The sequence below is a fragment of the Phyllobacterium sp. CCNWLW109 genome, assembly GCF_037203905.1.
In the GTDB taxonomy this organism is placed as follows: Bacteria; Pseudomonadota; Alphaproteobacteria; order Rhizobiales; family Rhizobiaceae; genus Phyllobacterium; species Phyllobacterium ifriqiyense.
Window position 1 is genome coordinate 840,043 of the sequence record NZ_JBBCBK010000003.1, and the last position, 16,773, is coordinate 856,815.

At 52.9% G+C, this 16,773-nt stretch carries 14 protein-coding genes and 1 tRNA gene; 10 read left to right on the forward strand and 5 right to left on the reverse strand.

What is annotated here, in order from left to right; translation table 11 throughout:
- The first annotated feature begins 23 nt into the window (after positions 1–23).
- The 6 genes from ftsH (at position 24) to V9K92_RS14695 (ending at position 8,071) form a co-directional block, all read left to right on the forward strand.
- Entirely contained in the window at positions 24–1,955 is a 1,932-nt protein-coding gene (ftsH, locus tag V9K92_RS14670) for an ATP-dependent zinc metalloprotease FtsH (RefSeq protein ID WP_115054277.1), read from the forward strand.
- A gap of 256 nt (positions 1,956–2,211) precedes the next feature.
- Positions 2,212–3,555: a phosphoglucosamine mutase gene (gene glmM, locus V9K92_RS14675; protein ID WP_115054220.1), complete on the forward strand. Its 1,344-nt coding sequence runs from the start codon at positions 2,212–2,214 to the stop codon at positions 3,553–3,555.
- Between the two features lie 198 nt (positions 3,556–3,753).
- The gene (locus V9K92_RS14680; RefSeq protein WP_115054221.1) at positions 3,754–4,527 is read left to right on the forward strand and encodes an outer membrane protein; all 774 of its coding nucleotides are present in this window, start codon (positions 3,754–3,756) and stop codon (positions 4,525–4,527) included.
- 168 nt (positions 4,528–4,695) lie between these two features.
- The gene (locus tag V9K92_RS14685; protein WP_337354293.1) at positions 4,696–5,871 is read left to right on the forward strand and encodes a phosphoserine transaminase; all 1,176 of its coding nucleotides are present in this window, start codon (positions 4,696–4,698) and stop codon (positions 5,869–5,871) included.
- A gap of 71 nt (positions 5,872–5,942) precedes the next feature.
- Positions 5,943–7,538, forward strand: coding sequence for a phosphoglycerate dehydrogenase (gene serA, locus V9K92_RS14690; protein WP_115054223.1), 1,596 nt, complete (start codon positions 5,943–5,945; stop codon positions 7,536–7,538).
- Between the two features lie 17 nt (positions 7,539–7,555).
- On the forward strand, positions 7,556–8,071 hold the full coding sequence (locus tag V9K92_RS14695) for a GNAT family N-acetyltransferase (protein WP_337354294.1): 516 nt from the start codon (positions 7,556–7,558) through the stop codon (positions 8,069–8,071).
- Here the strand turns inward: V9K92_RS14695 and V9K92_RS14700 are convergent.
- Positions 8,049–8,960 (reverse strand): DMT family transporter, encoded by a 912-nt coding sequence (locus V9K92_RS14700; RefSeq protein ID WP_307280645.1) that lies wholly within the window; start codon positions 8,958–8,960, stop codon positions 8,049–8,051. The two genes, V9K92_RS14695 and V9K92_RS14700, sit on opposite strands and share 23 nt — an antisense overlap.
- Positions 8,961–9,146: 186 nt before the next feature.
- Here V9K92_RS14700 and V9K92_RS14705 point away from each other — a divergent pair, with 186 nt between their 5' ends.
- Both V9K92_RS14705 and V9K92_RS14710 read left to right on the forward strand, forming a co-directional pair.
- Positions 9,147–10,439: an adenylosuccinate synthase gene (locus V9K92_RS14705; RefSeq protein WP_115054226.1), complete on the forward strand. Its 1,293-nt coding sequence runs from the start codon at positions 9,147–9,149 to the stop codon at positions 10,437–10,439.
- A 54-nt stretch (positions 10,440–10,493) separates the two neighbouring features.
- Positions 10,494–12,077 carry a transcriptional regulator gene (locus V9K92_RS14710; RefSeq protein WP_337354295.1) on the forward strand — a complete coding sequence of 528 codons (1,584 nt, stop codon included), beginning with the start codon at positions 10,494–10,496 and terminating at the stop codon, positions 12,075–12,077.
- Positions 12,078–12,131: 54 nt separating this feature from the next.
- Here the strand turns inward: V9K92_RS14710 and rpoH are convergent, their stop codons facing one another.
- A complete protein-coding gene (rpoH, locus tag V9K92_RS14715) occupies positions 12,132–13,043 on the reverse strand; it encodes an RNA polymerase sigma factor RpoH (protein ID WP_115054228.1) in 912 nt (303 codons plus the stop codon).
- A 226-nt stretch (positions 13,044–13,269) separates the two neighbouring features.
- Positions 13,270–14,271 (reverse strand): RluA family pseudouridine synthase, encoded by a 1,002-nt coding sequence (locus V9K92_RS14720; RefSeq protein WP_115054229.1) that lies wholly within the window; start codon positions 14,269–14,271, stop codon positions 13,270–13,272.
- 92 nt (positions 14,272–14,363) lie between these two features.
- Between V9K92_RS14720 and V9K92_RS14725 the strand changes: the two genes are divergently transcribed.
- Positions 14,364–14,762, forward strand: a complete 399-nt coding sequence (locus V9K92_RS14725; protein WP_115054230.1) for a fimbrial protein — start codon at positions 14,364–14,366, stop codon at positions 14,760–14,762.
- A 76-nt stretch (positions 14,763–14,838) separates the two neighbouring features.
- A tRNA-Glu gene (locus V9K92_RS14730) sits at positions 14,839–14,913 on the forward strand.
- 22 nt (positions 14,914–14,935) lie between these two features.
- Here V9K92_RS14730 and V9K92_RS14735 read toward each other — a convergent pair.
- Positions 14,936–15,571, reverse strand: a complete 636-nt coding sequence (locus tag V9K92_RS14735; protein ID WP_115054231.1) for a glycosyltransferase family 29 protein — start codon at positions 15,569–15,571, stop codon at positions 14,936–14,938.
- A 4-nt stretch (positions 15,572–15,575) separates the two neighbouring features.
- Complete coding sequence (locus V9K92_RS14740) at positions 15,576–16,766, reverse strand: alpha-hydroxy acid oxidase (protein WP_337354296.1); 1,191 nt, start codon at positions 16,764–16,766, stop codon at positions 15,576–15,578.
- Positions 16,767–16,773 lie beyond the last annotated feature (7 nt).

Sequence of the window (16,773 nt, forward strand, 5' to 3'; positions counted from 1 at the left end):
GGGTGCAATTGATGGGACCTGACATGAATCCTAACTACCGGAACTTCGCGCTGTGGGCGATAATAGCTCTGCTTCTGATTGCGTTGTTCAATCTTTTCCAAAGCCCTACATCGCGTTCAGCATCGAGTGATGTGCCGTATTCGCAATTCATCACTGATGTGAACAGCGGACGCGTGAAGTCGGTAACCATCACTGGTGATCGCATCACAGGCACGTATACGGACAACAACTCCAACTTCCAGACCTATTCACCCGGCGATCCGGGTCTGGTCGGCCGTCTGGAAAGCAAGAATGTTCAGATCGCTGCCCGCCCTGAATCTGACGGTTCGACCTCATTGGTTGGTATGTTGATTTCCTGGCTGCCGATGATCCTTATTCTCGGCGTGTGGATTTTCTTCATGCGGCAGATGCAAGGCGGCTCGCGTGGCGCTATGGGGTTTGGCAAATCCAAGGCCAAGCTTCTAACCGAAGCGCATGGCAGGGTTACTTTCCAGGATGTAGCTGGTGTCGATGAAGCCAAGGAAGATCTTGAGGAAATCGTCGAGTTCCTGCGTGACGCTCAAAAATTCCAGCGCTTGGGCGGACGTATCCCACGCGGTGTCCTGCTCGTCGGGCCGCCCGGTACCGGTAAAACCTTGCTTGCCCGCGCCATTGCCGGCGAAGCCAATGTGCCGTTCTTCACCATTTCCGGTTCGGACTTTGTGGAAATGTTTGTCGGTGTGGGTGCTTCCCGCGTTCGCGACATGTTCGAGCAAGCCAAGAAGAATGCTCCTTGCATTATCTTCATCGACGAGATCGATGCGGTAGGTCGCCATCGTGGTGCAGGTCTTGGTGGCGGTAATGATGAACGCGAACAGACATTGAACCAGTTGCTGGTCGAGATGGATGGTTTTGAGGCCAATGAGGGTGTTATCCTGATCGCCGCCACCAACCGTCCGGATGTTCTTGATCCAGCATTGCTGCGTCCGGGTCGTTTTGACCGACAAGTCGTTGTTCCAAATCCTGATGTTGCCGGTCGTGAGAAAATTCTCAAGGTTCACGTGCGCAACGTACCTTTGGCACCAAATGTCGATCTTAAAGTATTGGCACGTGGTACGCCGGGTTTTTCGGGCGCCGATTTGATGAATCTTGTCAATGAAGGTGCTTTGATGGCTGCACGGCGCAATAAACGCCTTGTCACCATGCAGGAATTCGAAGACGCTAAAGACAAGATCATGATGGGGGCCGAACGCCGCTCGACGGCGATGACGCAGGCAGAAAAAGAACTGACCGCCTATCACGAAGCAGGTCATGCTATCGTGGCGCTGAACGTAGCACTGGCAGATCCCTTGCATAAGGCGACGATCATTCCGCGCGGTCGGGCTCTTGGAATGGTCATGCAGTTGCCGGAAGCGGATCGTTATTCCATGAGTTACAAGTGGATGATTTCCCGCCTTGCAATCATGATGGGTGGACGAATTGCTGAGGAACTCAAATTCGGCAAGGAAAACATCACCTCCGGTGCCTCGTCAGATATTGAACAGGCAACGAAGCTTGCCCGTGCCATGGTTACGCGTTGGGGTTTCTCCGACAAACTCGGACAGGTTGCTTATGGCGAGAACCAGGAAGAAGTGTTCCTCGGCCATTCAGTCGCTCGCACGCAGAATGTTTCTGAAGAAACAGCGCAGTTGATTGATGCGGAAGTGCGTAAGCTGATTGACGATGCCTATAGCGCTGCTCGCACCATTTTGACGAAGAAGAAAAAGGAATGGATTGCGATTGCGGAAGGCCTTTTGGAATATGAAACGCTGACCGGCGAAGAAATCAAGGCATTGATGGCTGGCAACAAGCCTGCCCGCGACCTTGGGGATGATACACCGCCTTCGCGTGGATCGGCTGTGCCCAAGGCCGGAGCCAAGAAACCACGTAAAGGCGATGAGCCGGACAAAGGTCTAGAACCTCAACCGCAATCGTGATTGCAACAAGAATGAAAAAGGCGGCTGGTGAAAACCGGCCGCTTTTGCACGAATTGTTTAGGCCTCGGTATTTAGAGTCCTTCTTGCTTAACTAGAATTGTTCTGCAGGAGGGATTTGTGAACGAAACTTGCTCTAGTATAATCCTCACACAATTTGTGAACTGCGAAAGAGATGTCCTTCTGCAATAAGCAAGATCACTCAACCATAATCGTAGCCGTTATACGCCTACGTGTCGCAACAACTGGATAACCTTATATGGCTCGCAAATATTTTGGCACCGATGGCATTCGTGGACAGGCAAACGCCTATCCCATGACACCCGATATCGCCATGAAAGTTGGCATGGCTGTCGGACTCGCCTTCAAACGCGGTGAGCATCGCAATCGCGTCGTTATCGGCAAAGATACCAGACTTTCCGGTTATATGATCGAAAACGCTTTGGTGGCTGGCTTCACGTCAACCGGAATGGATGTTTTCCTTCTGGGCCCGATTCCGACGCCCGCAGTGGCGATGCTGTGCCGGTCGTTGCGCGCTGACATAGGTGTAATGATATCGGCTTCGCACAATCCGTTTCAGGATAACGGCATCAAACTGTTCGGGCCGGACGGGTTCAAGCTTTCAGATGCTATCGAACTCGAAATTGAACGATTGATGGATGAAAATCTTGCCGATCGGCTATCTGCTTCCGAAGCGCTTGGGCGTGCCAAGCGTGTGGATGGTGACATCTATCGCTATATCGAGTTTGCCAAGCGTACCATGCCCAAGAATATCTCGCTGGCTGGTCTGCGCATTGTTGTCGATTGTGCCAATGGCGCAGCTTACAAGGTGGCACCGGCCGCCCTGTGGGAGCTGGGCGCCGAGGTTGTTACCATCAACAATGAACCGAACGGCACAAATATTAACGAAGATTGCGGTTCCACCCATCCTTTGGGCCTAATCAAGAAGGTGCATGAGGTTCGCGCCGATATTGGTATTGCGCTGGATGGTGATGCAGACCGTGTGCTTATTGTTGATGAAAACGGCGCGATCATTGATGGCGATCAGCTGATGGCAGTGATTGCCCAGTCATGGCAGGAATCGGACCGCCTTGTCGGGGGCGGGGTTGTCGCTACTATCATGTCAAATCTTGGATTTGAACGCTTCCTTGACAATCGGGGCCTGACGCTGGCGCGCACGCAAGTGGGGGATCGTTATGTCGTTGAACATATGCGAAACCATGGTTTCAATATTGGTGGTGAGCAATCGGGGCATATCGTACTTTCAGATTTCTCGACCACGGGTGACGGTCTCGTATCAGCCTTGCAAATACTTGCAGTCGTTCAACAATTGCAAAAACCTGTCAGTGAGGTTTGCCGCAAATTCGAACCTGTCCCGCAACTTCTCAAGAACGTTCGCACGACGGGAACAAAGCCGCTTGAGAACAAGCACGTGAAAAGCGCGATTGACGACGCACGCGGTCGTCTGGGCACATCGGGCCGCCTTGTCATTCGACCGTCTGGCACAGAACCATTGATCCGCGTCATGGCGGAAGGGGACGATCGCAAGCTGGTGGAGTCAGTTGTAAATGACATTATTTCGGTCATTTCGTCAGCTGCATAGAATGTGAATTTCACCAAGTTAAGAAAGGGCCCCTTGTGGGCCTTTTTTATTGTCCGTTGTCGCGGTGAGAATTTATTAACGTTAATAGATATGGTGAATAAACACGGTTAAGCGTGATTTAACTTTTTCCACTCATAGTACGGATCACAACTATTGGTGGCATCCGCTGCGATGACTTTGGCCTATGAGGGAACAGAAATGAGCGCCTTTAACAAATATGCTGCACTGAGCGCAGCACTTCTTTGCCTGGGGGCTGCCCCGGCCTTCGCTGCGGATATTCAGGAGGCACCCATCGTCGAGGTAGAGCAATTCGGTGGTTGGTATCTGCGCGGCGATCTCGGTATGAGCAACCAGCGGTTGAAAGGCCTCAGCTACTCAGCTTTTTCTGGTCCCGAGGATTTCGGGTGGAACAATGATGGCGAGTTTGACGCTGGGATGACCGGTCAGATCGGTGTCGGCTATCAGTTCAATGATTGGCTTCGTGCAGACGTCACGGCGCAGTATCGCGGGAAAACCGATTTCAGTGCGCAGGATTACTACGATACAGACGGCGTTCCTGGTGGTGGCGATAATGGCACCAATGATTATAGCGCGAAAAAATCCGAATGGCTGTTCCTCGCCAATGCCTATGCCGATCTTGGAACCTATGCGGGCATAACACCTTACCTCGGTGCTGGTATCGGTGCATCGCGCAACACAATCTCCGGGTTCCGGGATGTCAATGTTGTGACAAATGGCGGCGGTTATGCAGCTAGTGAATCGGAATGGAACCTTGCATGGGCCCTGCATGCGGGTGTGGGCATCAAGGCGACTGAACGCATGACTATTGATCTTGGCTATAGTTACGTCGATCTCGGTGATGCCAAGACGGGCACGTTCTACAATAATAATGGATCAAATCGTGGTGAGTCAGTGAAGTTCAAGGATATTACTTCGCATGACTTCAAGCTCGGCGTGCGTTACGCATTCTGATAGAACCGGTTAATCTCAACAAAGCGGCGAGGCGGATGGCTCGCCGTTTTTGTTTTCTGTGTCGCACCTAAACATATTTCTTGACTGCAAACGACATTTCTCCTAATTCCCGCAGTGGGCCACCTCTCCCCAACGAGAGGCAAGCTATCTGAGAGGATAGGAGAAAACATGACGACGCTTTCCAAGCCGGCGCAGCGCCCGGCTAACCCCAATTTTTCATCAGGTCCCTGTGCCAAACGTCCCGGTTGGTCGCTCCAAGCGCTCGCCGACGCACCGCTTGGTCGCTCGCATCGCGCGAAGGTCGGCAAGACCAAGCTGAAACAGGCAATTGATCTTACCCGTGAAATTCTGCAGGTGCCTGCCGATTATCGTATCGGCATTGTTCCTGCCTCAGATACCGGTGCTGTCGAGATGGCACTTTGGTCGCTGCTCGGTGAGCGCGGTGTCGACATGGTTGCCTGGGAGAGCTTTGGTTCTGGCTGGGTTACAGATGTCGTGAAGCAGTTGAAACTTGCCGACACCCGTCTTATCGAAGCAGGTTATGGCGCGTTGCCGGATCTTTCCAAGGTGGATTTTGACCGCGATGTGGTCTTTACCTGGAATGGCACAACTTCGGGTGTGCGTGTGCCGAATGGCGATTTCATTCCCGCTGACCGCAAAGGCTTGACGATTTGTGACGCAACATCGGCTGCATTTGCGCAGCGTCTGGATTTTGACAAGCTCGATGTCGTGACCTTCTCATGGCAAAAAGTGCTTGGCGGCGAGGGCGCGCACGGGATGCTTATCTTGAGCCCGCGTGCCGTACAGCGTCTTGAGACCTATAAGCCCGCATGGCCTCTGCCAAAGATTTTTCGCCTTACATCTGGCGGCAAACTGATCGAAGGCATTTTTGCCGGCGAAACGATCAATACGCCTTCAATGCTCTGCGTCGAGGATTACCTCGATGCGTTGAACTGGGCAAAGTCTATCGGCGGGCTCGATGGTCTGGTTGGCCGCGCCGACGCAAATTTTGCGGTGCTTGATGCCTTCGTTGAAAATTCGCCATGGCTTGGCAATTTGGCTGTTGTCCCATCAACGCGCTCCAACACTTCAGTTTGCCTGATGATTATTGACCCAGAAATCACGGCTCTCGAACCAGACGCGCAGGCAACCTTTGCCAAGAACATCGTGACGGCACTGGAAAAAGAGGGTGTCGCTTTCGATATTGGCGCCTATCGCGATGCGCCTTCAGGCCTGCGTATATGGGCGGGTGCGACGGTTGAGGCTTCGGATCTCCAGGCTCTGACATTGTGGCTTGACTGGGCTTTCCAGTCACAGAAAGCCGCGTTGAAGCAGGCAGCCTGATTTCATTCAGTGGTGGCCGCAACCATGCGGCCATTCCCATTCAATCATGTGATCTTAAGATGGAGGCCATCATGGCACCACGCGTACTCGTATCCGACAAGCTTTCTCCAACTGCCGTGCAAATATTCAAGGATCGCGGCGTTGAAGTCGATTACCTTCCTGATCTTGGCAAGGACAAAGACAAATTGCTCGACGTCATTGATCAGTATGACGGGCTTGCTATCCGCTCTGCGACCAAGGTTACGGAAAAGCTCATAGCTGCCGCCAAGAACCTCAAAGTCATCGGACGCGCTGGTATTGGCGTCGACAATGTTGATATTCCGGCTGCATCCCGCCGCGGTATCATTGTGATGAATACGCCGTTCGGCAACTCGATCACAACGGCAGAACACGCCGTTGCGCTGATGTTTGCCGTTGCTCGCGAATTGCCGGAAGCTGATGCATCGACACGTGCAGGCAAGTGGGAAAAGAACCGCTTCATGGGTGTCGAGATTACCGGCAAGACCCTCGGTGTCATTGGCTGCGGCAATATCGGTTCAATCGTGGCCACGCGTGGTGTTGGCCTCAAAATGCATGTCATAGCTTTCGATCCATTCCTTTCGGAGGGACGCGCCGAGGAACTCGGTGTTGAGAAAGTTGAACTGGATGAGCTTCTGGCGCGCGCAGATTTCATCAGTCTACATACGCCGATGACGGACAAGACCCGTGGCATCATCAATGCTGATGCTATCGCCAAGATGAAAGATGGTGTTCGCATTATCAATTGCGCACGTGGCGGTCTGATCGTGGAGAAAGATCTCGTCGCAGCTTTGAAATCCGGCAAGGTTGCCGGAGCCGGTATTGACGTTTTTGAAGTTGAGCCGGCGACTGAAAACGAATTATTCCATCTTCCAAACGTGGTTTGCACGCCGCATCTTGGTGCCTCAACCAGTGAGGCGCAGGAAAATGTCGCCTTGCAGGTTGCCGAACAGATGGCGGATTACTTGGTCAAGGGCGCAGTATCCAATGCGATAAACATGCCTTCGATCACCGCTGAAGAGGCACCTCGACTGAAGCCATTTGTCAAACTGGCGGAAGTGTTGGGCGCATTTGTCGGCCAGGTTACCGAAGAGCCTATTGAGGAAGTTGAAGTTCTTTTCGATGGTTCAACAGCCGCGATGAACACACGCGCGCTGATCAGTGCGGCCCTGGCTGGTTTGATCCGCCCGCAGGTCGCCGACGTCAACATGGTCTCCGCGCCAGTTATGGTAAAAGAGCGTGGGATTGTGCTGTCTGAAGTGCGCCGCGACAAGTCGGGCGTATTCGATGGTTATATCAAGCTCACAGTTAAAACCGCGTCACTCACGCGTTCAATTGCTGGAACCTGTTTTTCTGACGGCAAGCCCCGATTCATTCAGATCAAGGGAATCAACCTCGATGCGGAAGTGGGCCAACACATGCTCTATACAACCAACAATGATACGCCTGGCATGATTGGCACGTTGGGAACTATTTGCGGCAGGAACGCAGTCAATATTGCGAACTTTTCGCTTGGCCGCGATCATCCAGGCGGCAATGCGATCGCACTGCTTTATCTTGACGAACGTATTCCAGAGGCAGTTCTGCAGGAATTGATCGACAATAAAGCGATCGTTTCCGCCAAGCCGCTGGAGTTCGACGTTTCCTGATAGTATAGAAGCCATTTATGGTATCCGGTTCACAAATATTGCAATGGCGCCCGATGAAGGTGAGCGATCTTGCCTCTGTCAGCGCCATGGCAAATATTATCCATACGGATTTCTTCGAGGCGGATGCCGTTTATCAAGAACGGCTGCAGCTTTATCCGGATGGATGTCATGTCCTGCAGGATGGCGATGGGAAGCTGATTGGATATGCTCTTACCCATCCATGGCTTCTCTATAGAATGCCGGCGCTCAATAGCCTGCTTGATCAATTACCCAGCGAACCCACGACGTACTATCTGCACGACATAGCTTTGCTGCCTCAATCCCGAGGCACCGGCGCTGCGCGAGAAATCGTGTCTATTCTTGCTGATCATGCGCAAAGGTCCCGATTCGCAACAATGTCCTTGATTGCGGTAAATGGCTCCACAGGATTCTGGCAAAAGCAGGGATTTGAACCGGATGATCGACCGGAGCTCGAAACGAAGCTTCGGACCTATTCTGACGATGCGCGTTTCATGGTGCGATATCTGGGCTGACTGTTGCATGTTTGCGGCCACTAAGCTCCGCAATCCATATGCCGCCAAGAACGAGTATGAGAGCCACGGCGTGGTAAGGCTGGAACGCTTCACCGAGCAGAAAGACTGCGAGAAAAGTGCCAAATATTGGCACGGCATTGATGAAAAGCCCGGCGCGATTTGCGCCGATATATTCGACACCCTTGATGAAAAGCACCTGTGCTACAATTGAAGGCAACACGGCTGTATAGATCACGACAGTCCAGCCCGTTGTGTCCGGCAGCATTGCCGCCCCGACTTGCCATTCCCAAAATGCAAAAGGAACTGCGGTCAGGAAGGCGAAAAAGGTCATCGCCGCCATCAGGCTTTGCCAGTTTAGCTCCGGGCGAAAACGTAGCGCCACCGTATATCCGCTGTAAACAAGAATGGCGATCAGCATCAAGGCGTCGCCAAGATTGACCTTCAAGCCCGATAGGCTGGCAAGGTCGCCATGGCCAGCTGTCAATGCGACGCCGATGAGCGACAGGCTAAAGCCGAGCACTTGCCCCAGGCGAACACGTGTCCCAAACAGGATAAGATTGGCAATGAAGATCACCATCGGAATACCTGCCTGCTCAATGGTGACATTGATAGCCGACGTGTAATTCAAGGCGCTGTAGAGGGCCATATTAAAGAAAGTAAATCCGAAAGCACCGAGTGCGGCAAGCAAAGGCATGTATTTGCGCAGAACAGGCCAATCCTGCCGCAATTGGCGGTTGCTGATAATGGCAACGATCAGAAAAGCAAAGAGCCAGCGCAGCACGGTCAAAAGCATTGGAGAAATATGTCCAACGGCAAATTTCCCAGCAACTGCATTGCCACCCCAGAGGAAAGCAGTGATCAGAAGATAGATATAGGCGGTACGATGCATGGGATCAGCTTTTCTGTTTGCACGATTGCTACAACCATTTGGAGCAACATTAGGTTTATTCGTCACAGAAAGCCAAATAGTCGCTCGCAAAGCGTAAAGAATAGTCGCGCTTTTTCAAACCAGCCTGTATAGAAGCACCGCATTTAAGCAAAATGCGTTGGTAGGATTCGACTCAAGGAGTTTTGAATGGCAAACGTTGTCGTGATCGGTTCGCAATGGGGTGACGAAGGCAAAGGCAAGATTGTCGATTGGCTTTCAGAGCGGGCTGATGTCATCGTTCGCTTTCAAGGCGGGCATAATGCCGGCCATACGCTCGTTGTTGATGGCGTCACCTACAAGCTTTCGCTTTTACCTTCGGGCGTTGTTCGTACGGGCAAGCTTTCCATTATCGGAAATGGCGTCGTTTTTGATCCTCACGCCTTCATCGCGGAAAAGGCAAAACTGGAAGCGCAGGGCGTTAAAATTACGCCAGAGACGCTGAAGATTGCCGAAAATACGACGCTTATTCTATCAATCCATGGTGAGTTGGACCGCCGCCGCGAAGCTTCGAATTCGGGCACCAAAATCGGCACGACGGGCCGTGGCATTGGACCTGCCTACGAAGACAAGGTTGGACGTCGCGCTATTCACGTTCTTGACTTGGCCGATCCCGATACACTGCCTGCAAAGATTGAACGTCTGCTCGCACATCATAATCCGCTGCGCCGTGGCCTTGGCATTGAAGAAGTTGACGGAGCAAAGCTTCTAGCCGAACTGAAAGATGCAGCCCCGCATATTCTGCCATTCATGGACCGCGTATGGTACGTCCTTGACCAGAAGAAGCGCGCAGGTGAGCGAATTCTCTTCGAAGGCGCGCAGGGAACATTGCTCGATATCGACCATGGTACTTATCCGTTTGTTACCTCGTCAAATACCGTGGCAGGTCAGGCATCGGCTGGCTCAGGCATCGGACCCGGTTCGCTGCATTACGTGCTTGGCATTACGAAAGCTTACACCACGCGCGTAGGCGAGGGGCCTTTCCCGACCGAGCAGCAAAATGAGGTCGGCGAGTTCCTCGGTCAGCGCGGCCATGAATTTGGCGTGGTCACAGGTCGCAAGCGGCGCTGCGGCTGGTTCGATGCGGTTTTGGTTCGTCAGGCTGTGGCAAATAACGGCATCAGCGGTATCGCTCTTACCAAGCTCGACGTCCTTGACGGGCTTGATGAGATCAAGGTTTGCACCGGTTATGAACTGGATGGCGAGGTCATTGACTATCTTCCGGCAGGCCAAGGCCAGCAGGCTCGCGTCAAGCCAATCTATGTGACATTGGAAGGCTGGAAAGATACCACGGCTGGTGCTCGCAGTTGGAGCGAGCTTCCTGCACAGGCAATCAAATATGTCCGCTACGTGGAAGAATTGATCGGTGCGCCGATCGCACTTTTGTCGACCAGCCCGGAACGGGACGATACGATACTTGTTACCGATCCGTTTCATGATTAGAGTCGTGCGGGTGGCTTGAGGTTAATCTCACAACAAAACCATAGGTTTGGGTGAATGGCAGATTTCGTTGCAGTACTGAGGAAGACAATTGACGGGCTTGCGGACCCAACTCCCGAGCTCCGTCAACGTGTATATGCAAAGGCTCGTGCAACGATCGAGCAAAAACTTGTCACATTGAATGCGCCTGAAGCCGTGTCGAAGCGTCAGATCGCTGCGATTGATGATGCCATTGCCGAAGTGGAAGCCAGTTTCGCACCGGTGGAGGAAAAGGCAGTGACCATTCCGGAGCCGCTGCCGGTTGCTCCACCACCACCCGTTCCAGATCTTGCACCGCCCCCCACTGCAAACACAAGGCAGGAAGCTGCCCCTTCGTGGTCACGGAGCGAGCCGGTTGCCGCTGCGCCAGTCTTTACGCCGATCGAATCGCAACCAGACGCGCTTGAAGATTTTCTTTCCAGCCAGGACAAGCCAAGTGCCGATAACGAAGAAGAGAACTTCCCAGGCGCGCCTGCCCGTTCGGACCTTTCTCGCAATGAGATTGACGAGAAAGAATTTGGCATCAGCAGTGTTGAAGATTCACGCAATGATTATGGAGTCTATACCCGCGGGCCGCTTAAACAAGCTGAGCCGAAACGGTCCTTTGCGCCGCTCTTGAGCATCGTTGCCCTGCTCGCTGTCGTCGCCGGTGTAGCTTATGCGGGTTATACTTGGCGAGAAGATATCTCGAAGCAGGCTGTTGCCGCCAAAGATTATATTGCCAGCCTGATGACCAGCTCTGAGCCCGAAACGGCCACAAATCCGGCTGAGACGGCTGCCAATCAGCCTGCGCCACAACAGCCAGCCAAACCCACGCAACCGGCAACGACGCCCACGGCAACACCCAACTCAACGGAGCCGAAGGGTGAGCCAAAGCTCACGCAAAGGCTGTTGCCTGATGGGCAGGAGATCGATCCCGGCCGTGCCAATGACACGCCGTCAGTGGGCGAAGGTACGTCTGTAGCGACCTCTACATCCGATCCGGCAGCGCAACCGGAAACGTCAGGTCAGCAACCTTCAGGACAGACCCAACCTCCTGCGGCCTTGCCGATTGGTCAAAAGGCGTTCTTCTATGAGGAACGATCCGGGCAGGATGCGCAAAGACGCGAAGAAGGTGGCGTCGTATGGTCCGTCGTCCAGGAATCTCCCGGCAATGATCTGCCGCCGGAGCCTGCGATTCGCGCTGAAGTGACGATTCCGGAGCTTGCGATCAAGTTGCGCATGATTATCCGCCGCAATGGTGACAAGACCCTGCCTGCAAGCCATCTCATCGAGATGATTTTCACGGTGCCTGAAGGTTTTGCCGGTGGCTCTATCGACAATGTTTCCCGCATGACTTTCAAGGACAGGGAAGAAGCGCCGGGCAGCCCGCTTGTCGCCATTCCAGCCAAGATCGCGGATAATTTCTTCATTATTGCGATGAACGATGCAAAAACGGCTGTCGATACCAACACTTCGCTGATGCGGCGCATGTCCTGGATTGATATTCCTATCGCATACAAGACTGGCCGCCGCGCGCTTATCACCCTTGAAAAGGGTTTGCCGGGCGAACGGGCCTTTGATGACGTGCTCAAATCATGGGCGACAAAGGTCGGCGGTTAATAGGTATAAAAAAGGCCGCTTAAGCGGCCTTTTTTAATTGAGTAAAGATGTCTGTCAGTTTGCGTCGGCACCACTGGAAACCAGCGCTTTCTGCTGGCGAATGGCTGCAGCCTTCACAGCATCCTGAACTTTTTCAAAAGCGCGAACTTCGATCTGCCGGACACGCTCGCGGCTGATGCCAAATTCGGTAGACAGATCTTCGAGCGTAATTGGATCGTCCGCCAATCGACGGGCTTCGAAAATCCGGCGTTCACGATCATTCAAGGACGACATGGCGCCGGAGAGCATTTCGCGACGATTTTCCAGCTCGTCCTGTTCGATGAGCATGGTTTCGGCACTGTCGTGATCATCAACCAGCCAATCCTGCCAATCGCCACCTGCCTCGCCATCCGAAGAACGGATTGGCGCATTAAGTGACGCATCGCCGGAAAGACGGCGGTTCATCGAGATGACCTCATCCTCGGACACGCTCAAGCGGGTTGCGATTTCCTTGACCTGTTCAGGATTCAGATCGCCATCATCCAGCGCCTGAATCTTGCTCTTTACCTTACGCAGGTTGAAGAACAGGCGTTTTTGATTGGCGGTCGTTCCCATTTTGACCAAGCTCCAGGAGCGCAGGACATATTCTTGAATGGAAGCTTTGATCCACCACATGGCATAGGTCGCCAGACGGAAACCACGCTCAGGCTCGAAGCGTTTGACGGCCTGCATCAGGCCGACATTGCCTTCGGAAATAACTTCGCCGATTGGCAGGCCATATCCGCGATAACCCATCGCAATTTTTGCAACGAGACGCAGATGGCTTGTTACCAGCTTATGGGCGGCTTTAGCATCAGTATGCTCCAGATACCGCTTGGCGAGCATGTACTCTTCCTGCGGTTCAAGCATTGGAAACTTGCGGATTTCTTCTAGGTAACGGGTAAGTCCGCCGTCACCGCCTAGAATACTTGGAAGATTTTGGGCCACAGAGCACCCCTCCTCATTTTGAAATGAACCTCCATTATCGGCAGGTTCGCAGCAACCACCCGCCCAGAAACATTGGCGCGAGCAGATTAATGCTATGCATATATAGGTATCATTTTGTCAAAAACACGGTGCATTTCGTCATGAAACAAAGCGTCACATAAATGTGAACAATCGTGTCATATATGTTCACCGAGCCAAACGCGCCAGAAGCCGAAAGGTTCCCTTGTTATTGATATCCGCGAAATGCCTCAAGCAGTTCAGCCATATCGGTGGGAAGCGGGGCTTCAAAACGCATAAGATCGCCTGTCACCGGATGTTCAAAGGCCAGAAGCCGCGCGTGCAATGCCTGGCGATTGAAGCCTTTGACAATAGATTGCAATGGCTCATCAAATTTATTTGCCTTGGTTTTGTACGCACCGCCATACTCCATATCGCCTACCAGCGGATGGCCGATATGAGTCATATGTACGCGGATCTGGTGTGTTCTGCCGGTCTCAAGCTGGCATTCGACCAAGGATGCAAGCGCTGTGGAATCTTCGCGAGCACCAAAACGTTCAAGCACTTCAAAATGCGTGACAGCATGGCGGGCGTCGTCCCGTTCTTCGTGAACAATAGCTTGTTTGGTCCGGTCTCGGTGCGAGCGGCCAAGATGGGCATCTATCGTACCAGTTGTTCTGTCGGGCGTGCCCCAGACTATTGCCAGATAAGCACGCTCAAGGTCTCCGGTGCGGCCATGATCAGCAAATTGTGCACTCAAATGCCGGTGGGCAAGATCGTTCTTAGCGACCACGATGACACCACTGGTTTCCTTGTCGAGGCGATGAACAATCCCGGGCCGTTTTACGCCGCCAATGCCTGATAGCGTATCCCCGCAATGGTGTATCAAGGCATTGACGAGCGTGCCGGACCAGTTGCCATTGCCGGGATGAACGACAAGGCCAGCCGGCTTGTTGATAACAATAAGATCTGTGTCTTCATAAAGAATATCGAGAGGAATGTTCTCCCCGGATGGCGCTGCATCTTCCGGTTCTGGAATTATGATCTCAATGCTCATGCCGTCGCGAAGCTTATATTTGGTCTCGCTGATGACTTTGCCGTCAATGGTTACCTGACCGCCGCCTATCAGCGCCTGAATACGATTTCGCGACAGGTCAGGCGCCAGTTGAGCAGACAACCAAGCGTCGAGACGCTTGCCCGCAGCATCGATATCGGTAATTAGCGCTTTCAAAAACCTAGTCCCTTCGTTACAGAGGCCTACCGCGCTGCGTCCGCTAGCCTAAGCGAGATGCGAGTGCGAGTTAAAACTCGGAGATGCCGTGCATGGCAAATATAAATCCAGACCTGGATGGCGAAGAACAGCCTCTGGACCCGGCAATGGAGCGGGTTCGCCGCAAGATGATCCGGCTGCTAGCTGTGTCCATCGGTATTATGGTCATTGGTCTTATGGCGGTGCTTGCGGCGATTGTCTACAAGATTAACCAGCCTGTAGCGGATGTACCAGTTGCGCCTAGCGTCGTTTCGCCCGGCCAGGCTCTTGGTGCAGCGCTGACGGGAGAATCGATTGTCCTAGATCCCGGCACCCGAATATTGTCGCACAACCTTTCCGATAACACGCTTTCACTGGAAACCAGATTGGCCAACGGCACTCGGCAAATCCTTATTTATGACATAGCGACCAAGCGCGTCGTAGCCCGTATTGCCGAAGCGACCGGTAATTAGGCAAAGAGTGTGGTGGTTGCAAATGACCATTGCACTTTTCGCCTGCCTTGATTATACCCGCGACATCGACTGCGATGCGCCCATCGTCTAGCGGTTAGGACGGCGCCCTCTCACGGCGCAAACAGGGGTTCGATTCCCCTTGGGCGTACCAATTCATCTTTATTGTCAGGTCTTTAAACCAGCGGGAAAATACGTCCCTGTTGGATCTGTTCGTCGACCCAATGCTGTTCATTTCCCCAAGAATGCCTTTTCCAGCCTTGCCAGCTGAAGCCGCAGAACTCAACACGGGTTGAATCCGTTCCGAGAGTTTCAATCACATAGCGGATAGCCAGTACTCCGGAGCTTGGAAAAACCTTACTGAAATCGCTGGTAGAGATATCAAGTATCCGGCAGGTTTCGTAGTAGAATTCGGCGGAGAGGACGGTCGTCTTTTTGCCCAGTGCCTGGACCTTTTTCAATGTTTCTGCCGTCCAATCTGCCTTGCGACCCTTTAAACGGGACAGGAGGTTTGGCCGCGGATGATACTGTCTGACGATTGACGGGTGGTAGGGGAGAATAATCTCCTTCGCATCTCGCACAAACGGCTCTTGCCAATAAGAGGGCGTTTCCAAACGTGCCTGCATTGATTTGCCGGAGTTCATCAGGAAGAGAATATCAGTCTTGCTGCCGGTCAATTCAGGAATGATAACAGCTTCATTGAACCGGATAACGATGTCAGCGCTATCTATGGCGTGAGCCACGCCCGGCCCTACAGGTCCATTGCCAACGATGACAATCCTTTTGAACAGACCTGAGAGCGAACGCGTCATTTTATCAGCCAGTTTTCTTTTTCTTGACCTGAGCCATGCGCGGTTTGGTTTCAAGACCGCTCTTATAGAGATTGTTGCGATCAAGGACCTTCACATCCCGTTCGCCGCACAAAGCCATCGTAATATCGAGCTCCTTGCGGATAATCTCCAACGCTTCCGTCACACCGGCCTTACCGCCAGCGCCCAGACCATAGAGAAAAGCCCGGCCAATGAAGGTTCCTTTGGCGCCAATGGCAAGTGCTTTCAGAACGTCCTGCCCAGAACGAATACCGCCATCAAACAGAACTTCAATCTTGTCACCGACGGCGTCGACGATTTCGGCAAGCACGGAAATGGAAGAGGGAGCGCCATCCAGCTGCCGTCCTCCATGATTGGACACGATGATTGCGTCAGCGCCCGTGGCCGCAGCAATTTTGGCATCTTCAACGTCAAGAATACCCTTGATGATGAGCTTGCCGCCCCATCTTTCCTTGATCCATGCCACGTCACTCCAGGAGAGGCGCGGATCGAACTGTTCAGCGGTCCAGACACCCAGCGACGCCATACTCTCTACACCCTTGACGTGACCGATGATGTTGCCGAACCCACGGCGTTTCGTTTTCAGCATGCCCATGCACCATTGTGGACGGGTCATCATCTGCCAGAGAAAGGATGGTGTTATTTTGGGTGGGGCGGACAGGCCATTGCGAATATCCTTATGGCGCTGGCCGAGAATTTGAAGATCCAGCGTTAGGACAAGAGCTGAGCATTTGGCCGCTTTGGCACGATCAATCAGATTATTGATAAAGTCGCGGTCACGCATGACATAAAGCTGAAACCAGAATGGTTTTTTCGTAACTGATGCAACGTCCTCGATAGAGCAGATGCTCATGGTGGACAGGGTAAACGGAACACCGAAATCTTCTGCGGCTTGAGCTGCGAGCATCTCGCCATCCGCATGCTGCATGCCGGTCAGGCCTGTCGGTGCCAATGCGACTGGCATTGAAACCGGCTGGCCAACCATTGTTGACTCCAAGGTCCGCTCTGCCATGTCGACAGCAACACGCTGACGTAATTGAATCTTGGCGAAATCCTCCTCATTGGCGCGATAGGTGCTTTCGGTCCAGGCGCCTGAATCAGCATAATCAAAGAACATTTTTGGAACGCGACGCTGCGCGATTCTTTTCAGGTCACCTATTTCCAGATTCTTGGCCATATTCTTC

What these genes read in the sequence shown, in the direction of transcription:
- ftsH (WP_115054277.1), top strand. Translation starts at nt 24, where the DNA reads ATGAATCCTAACTACCGGAACTTCGCGCTGTGGGCGATAATAGCTCTG.
- glmM (WP_115054220.1), top strand. Translation starts at nt 2,212, where the DNA reads ATGGCTCGCAAATATTTTGGCACCGATGGCATTCGTGGACAGGCAAAC.
- V9K92_RS14680 (WP_115054221.1), top strand. Translation starts at nt 3,754, where the DNA reads ATGAGCGCCTTTAACAAATATGCTGCACTGAGCGCAGCACTTCTTTGC.
- V9K92_RS14685 (WP_337354293.1), top strand. Translation starts at nt 4,696, where the DNA reads ATGACGACGCTTTCCAAGCCGGCGCAGCGCCCGGCTAACCCCAATTTT.
- serA (WP_115054223.1), top strand. Translation starts at nt 5,943, where the DNA reads ATGGCACCACGCGTACTCGTATCCGACAAGCTTTCTCCAACTGCCGTG.
- V9K92_RS14695 (WP_337354294.1), top strand. Translation starts at nt 7,556, where the DNA reads ATGGTATCCGGTTCACAAATATTGCAATGGCGCCCGATGAAGGTGAGC.
- V9K92_RS14700 (WP_307280645.1), bottom strand. Translation starts at nt 8,960, where the DNA reads ATGCATCGTACCGCCTATATCTATCTTCTGATCACTGCTTTCCTCTGG.
- V9K92_RS14705 (WP_115054226.1), top strand. Translation starts at nt 9,147, where the DNA reads ATGGCAAACGTTGTCGTGATCGGTTCGCAATGGGGTGACGAAGGCAAA.
- V9K92_RS14710 (WP_337354295.1), top strand. Translation starts at nt 10,494, where the DNA reads ATGGCAGATTTCGTTGCAGTACTGAGGAAGACAATTGACGGGCTTGCG.
- V9K92_RS14725 (WP_115054230.1), top strand. Translation starts at nt 14,364, where the DNA reads ATGGCAAATATAAATCCAGACCTGGATGGCGAAGAACAGCCTCTGGAC.
- V9K92_RS14735 (WP_115054231.1), bottom strand. Translation starts at nt 15,571, where the DNA reads ATGACGCGTTCGCTCTCAGGTCTGTTCAAAAGGATTGTCATCGTTGGC.
- V9K92_RS14740 (WP_337354296.1), bottom strand. Translation starts at nt 16,766, where the DNA reads ATGGCCAAGAATCTGGAAATAGGTGACCTGAAAAGAATCGCGCAGCGT.